Genomic DNA, 4,136 nt, shown 5'->3' with positions numbered 1-4,136 from the left:
CTTGTTCTCTTATTGTAATAATCAACTGTCAGCGCCAGGCGGTTGTTTAAGAAACCGAGATCCAGTCCCAGGTCAAATTGTGCAGTACGCTCCCAAACCAGGTCTTTGTTACCTACTTCAACCGGCGCAGATCCCGGGATATGCACGTTATTGAAATAATAACCGGGTGTAGTATTGCCGCTACCGTTGGTAAAGCCGGTCTGACGCAGTACGGAGAGATAAGCAAAATCGTTCACACGGTTGTTACCGGTAATACCGTAACTCGCGCGGAGTTTAGTTTCGGAGATCCAGGTGAACTTCTTCATGAACTTCTCTTCATTCACACGCCATGCAACTGATCCGGAGGGGAAATAACCCCAGCGGTTGCCCGGTGCGAATTTGGAAGAACCATCTGACCTGAATGAAGCCGTGAAGAGGTATTTCTGTTTCCAGGTATAGTTCACTCTTCCCAGGAAGCTCGCCAGCGCTGATTCAGAATCTGCAGAAGTACTGGTAACAGGCAGACCTTCATCGAGGCCGCTGATACCGAGCGATTCGTTGGGCACTTTGTTGGCGAAGAAACCATCGGCAAGCGACCTGTTCTTCTGCATGGTGAAACCAACCACTGCATTCAGGATATGGTTCTTATTGAATCGCTTGTTATACGTAAGTGTATTTTCATTCAGCCAGCTGCTGAACACATTATTGTTGATAGATCCGTTCACACCGTTGGTAGATCCGTAAGTAGTACGGGGACTGCCTGCCGATGTTTTGGAATTATTGAATACTTCGCGGCGGTTGGCGTTGCGAGTGATGCCACCACTGATGCGGAGTGTAAGGTCTTTGGAGACTTTGTAACTGAGGTAACCATTGGCCAGGAGCACATTGGTAAAGCTCTTGATATGCTGGTTCTTTGCGGAGATGATGGGATTCACCCTGAAGTCGGTACCGCTGGTGATATCGGGGTCGAAGGCATCGTCCATAAAAGTGAGATCGTTGAGGGAGTCACCTGTAACCGGGCGATACCCCCATGCACTGTAGAACAGGTAAGAGGAAGCAGTGATGCCGTTCTCTCCACCGCTGGTGGCAACCTGTCCCTGTGTATTCAGGCCGGTGTAGTTCACATTCACACCCACTTTCAGTTTATCGGAAACCGTCTGATCCAGCACTATCCTTCCCTGCGCGCGTTTGAAACCACCATTGATGATGATCCCCTGCTGGTCCATCAGAGAACCAGACACTACGTAGCGGCTCTTGTCGTTACCGCCGGTGAGAGAAATGCTATGGTTCTGCATGGGGGCAACGCGGAAGATTTCGTCCTGCCAGTTCACGCCTTTGACGTCTTTATAAGACTCCAGTGTTTTTCCATTATCCAGGTAGATATTGGCCTGTGTGGGGTTCAGTTCTATCTGGTATTTCACGAACTCATAGGGGCTCATCACTTCCTGGCGGCCGATCTCTTTCTGAATGCCGTACCAGGCGTTGTAGGTCAGCACAGGAGGACCTGCTTTTCCTTTCCTGGTAGTGATCATCACTACGCCGTTTGCGCCACGTGCGCCGTAGATAGCGGTGGCGGAAGCGTCTTTCAGCACTTCGATAGATTCGATATCATCAGGATTGATGGCGTTATTGCCGGGATTCTCGATGGGGAATCCATCTATTACATATAACGGAGCGTTGCTCTGTGTGATGGAGTTGCCACCGCGGATAGTGATGAGGTTGTTGGAACCGGGCTGTCCGTCCACAGCGCTTACCTGTACGCCCGCAACGCGGCCGCCAAGGGCATCCTCAAAACTGGCCACCGGGGCTTTCTTCATATCGGCCACTTTCACCTGGCCAACCGATCCCGTGAGGTCTCTTTTCTTTACGGTACCATAACCGATCACGATCACATCATCCAGGTCCTTCATGGAACTGGTGAGCACCACATTGTAAACGGTTGTTTTCTCGTTCGTTTTTACAGCTTTGGTAACATAGCCTACCATGGAAAACGACAATTCAGCATTTTTCAGATCGCTTACCGCGATATTGAAAATGCCGTTCTCGTTGGTGGTGGCAGTGGTAGGTTTTCCTTTCAGCTGAACGGTAACACCTTCGAGGGGTTCGTTCTCAGCATCGGTGACCTTACCGGTAATTACTTTGGAAGCTGAAGATGGAGGGGCATTCTGGGCATGGAGGCCGGAGAATGTTGAAATCAGTGCAATCAGAGCCAGGTAGATGGCAGTTAGTTTATGTTTCATACGGAGCATCGTTCTGTAACAAAAATGCCGATTACGGATATCAGGACAAAAATTCCTGAGTTATTTTATTCATGGGAACATTCCCAATTTACGGGAATGTTCCCATATCGTTCCAATTCCTTTTATTTGTGTTTTCAATCATACCTCAATGAAGCGCCATCAAATAACGATTGTTGACATTGCCAAAAAACTGAACCTCTCCAAATCCACTGTATCGAGGGTATTGACAGGCCATCCCAGTGTCAGTGAAAAAACGAGACAGGCCGTAATGGAACTGGCCGGGCAGCTGGATTACCAGCGCAATATGCTTTCCATAAGCCTGCTCAATAAAAAGAGTAATACCATCGGAATAATTGTTCCTGAATTTGTGAGCTCTTATTTCCCGCAGGTGATCATGGGAGCCCAGGAAGTGGCTGCTGCTGCGGGCTACAGCACTATCATCTGTCATTCCAATGAAACCTATGAAACGGAAGTGGCCAATACCAGGCTGATGCTGGCCAACCAGGTGGATGGCGTACTGGTGAGCCTCACCAAAGAAACGCGCAATTTCGATCACCTGAAGATCTTCGAGCGCAAAGGAATTCCCATTGTTTTTTTCAACAGGGTCTGTGATGATATGGAGGTTCCCAAAGTGATCGTGGATGATTATGAAGGCGCATTCCGCGCGGTGGAGCATTTGATCAAGAGAAAGAAGAGAAGGATCGCGCATTTGGCGGGACCGGAATCATTACTGATCAGTGTAAAGAGACTGAGAGGATATAAAGATGCCCTGAAGCGTTACGGCATTCCCATCGATGAAGAGATCATCATTCCCTATGATCTTACCATTGCCAAGGTAAAAATATATGTGAACCACCTGCTGCGGCTTCCCATTCCGCCTGATGCCATTTTCGCTATCAATGATCCTACGGCAATCGAGGCATTGCAGATAGTAAAAAAGAAAGGGCTGGATGTACCGAAGGATATCGCCATCGTGGGCTTCAGCAATGATTTTGCTTCCGGCCTCATAGAACCTGCGCTCACTACGGTTTCCCAGCCCGTTAAAGAAATGGGCCAAACGGCTGCCCAGTTGCTCATCGATCAGATCAACCGGGATGTAACGGAATGGAAATCCATTATCCGCGTGTTGAAAACAGAACTGATCGTGAGAAAGAGCAGCTGAGTCTTACGGCGTATTGTTGACTGTCCAGACAGGTATTGTATTCACAGCTCCCCAACGCAGGCCATGCTGCCTGGTCTGGCAGGGATAAGCTTCAATGGTATTATTGTTCTGCGAGAGACCGCTCACTGATACAAATACCATGGCAGGGTATGGACATTTCTGAATGGTGTTATGATGAATGTTCATCTGGCTGAAGGCGCCGGCTGTTGCAGGCACTTGTGGAATGCCATTCACATACCATACGGAGAGCGCACCTGGAGGCATGCCCTGGTTTGTTTTCTCGAACATGCATTCAAACAGTTTATTGTATTTGATCTCCACGTTATCGGCAAACCCGCCACCCATCCAGGTGATCTCAGGGGCCACCAGGATGCCGTTCATGGCAGTGCCGGAAATTTCGTTATCCGTTACAATACCATCAGAACTTTTGATGAGAATACCGCGTGAACGGTTATACCCTACTTTATTGTTGCGGATCAGGAATCCTTTGCCGGTATGGCTTTCGTTGTACACCAGGTCGCCCAGCGCCATGGAAGGGAATGTATCTACGGTAAGCACGGTCCCCCTGTTATAACTGGTTTTGAAAAGAAGTTCAGGATAGCGGCTCATTACAGCATGTGTATCTGAAGAGATGGGCGTGAAAGTGCTGATGGCAGTGATCTTCATCATGCCTGCTTTGGTGCCTGCATATTTTACATGTTGCAGGGTATCACCTACATAGAAGATGGGAGGCCCTTCCCTGCTGATCACGTGCA

3 protein-coding genes are annotated in these 4,136 nt (G+C 48.8%); 1 reads left to right on the top strand and 2 read right to left on the bottom strand.

Annotated elements, in window-relative coordinates; genetic code table 11:
- Positions 1–2,219: SusC/RagA family TonB-linked outer membrane protein (locus ACTHMC_RS04240; protein ID WP_440411102.1), on the bottom strand; the 2,219-nt coding region annotated here is incomplete at its 3' end.
- A 148-nt stretch (positions 2,220–2,367) separates the two neighbouring features.
- On the opposite strand from ACTHMC_RS04240, the gene ACTHMC_RS04235 reads away from it, so the two are divergent.
- Positions 2,368–3,381: a LacI family DNA-binding transcriptional regulator gene (locus ACTHMC_RS04235; RefSeq protein WP_440411100.1), complete on the top strand. Its 1,014-nt coding sequence runs from the start codon at positions 2,368–2,370 to the stop codon at positions 3,379–3,381.
- A gap of 3 nt (positions 3,382–3,384) precedes the next feature.
- Here ACTHMC_RS04235 and ACTHMC_RS04230 read toward each other — a convergent pair.
- Positions 3,385–4,136 (bottom strand): hypothetical protein (locus ACTHMC_RS04230; RefSeq protein ID WP_440411098.1); only part of this gene is annotated, 752 nt, incomplete at its 5' end.

This window comes from Pseudobacter sp. (genome assembly GCF_051955275.1).
Lineage (GTDB): Bacteria > Bacteroidota > Bacteroidia > Chitinophagales > Chitinophagaceae > Pseudobacter.
The sequence above is the reverse complement of the archived record's forward strand: the minus strand, read 5'-3'. Positions and strand labels throughout refer to the sequence as shown.

Excerpts from the sequence above, each read along its gene's own strand:
- ACTHMC_RS04235 (WP_440411100.1), top strand. The coding sequence starts at position 2,368 with ATGAAGCGCCATCAAATAACGATTGTTGACATTGCCAAAAAACTGAAC.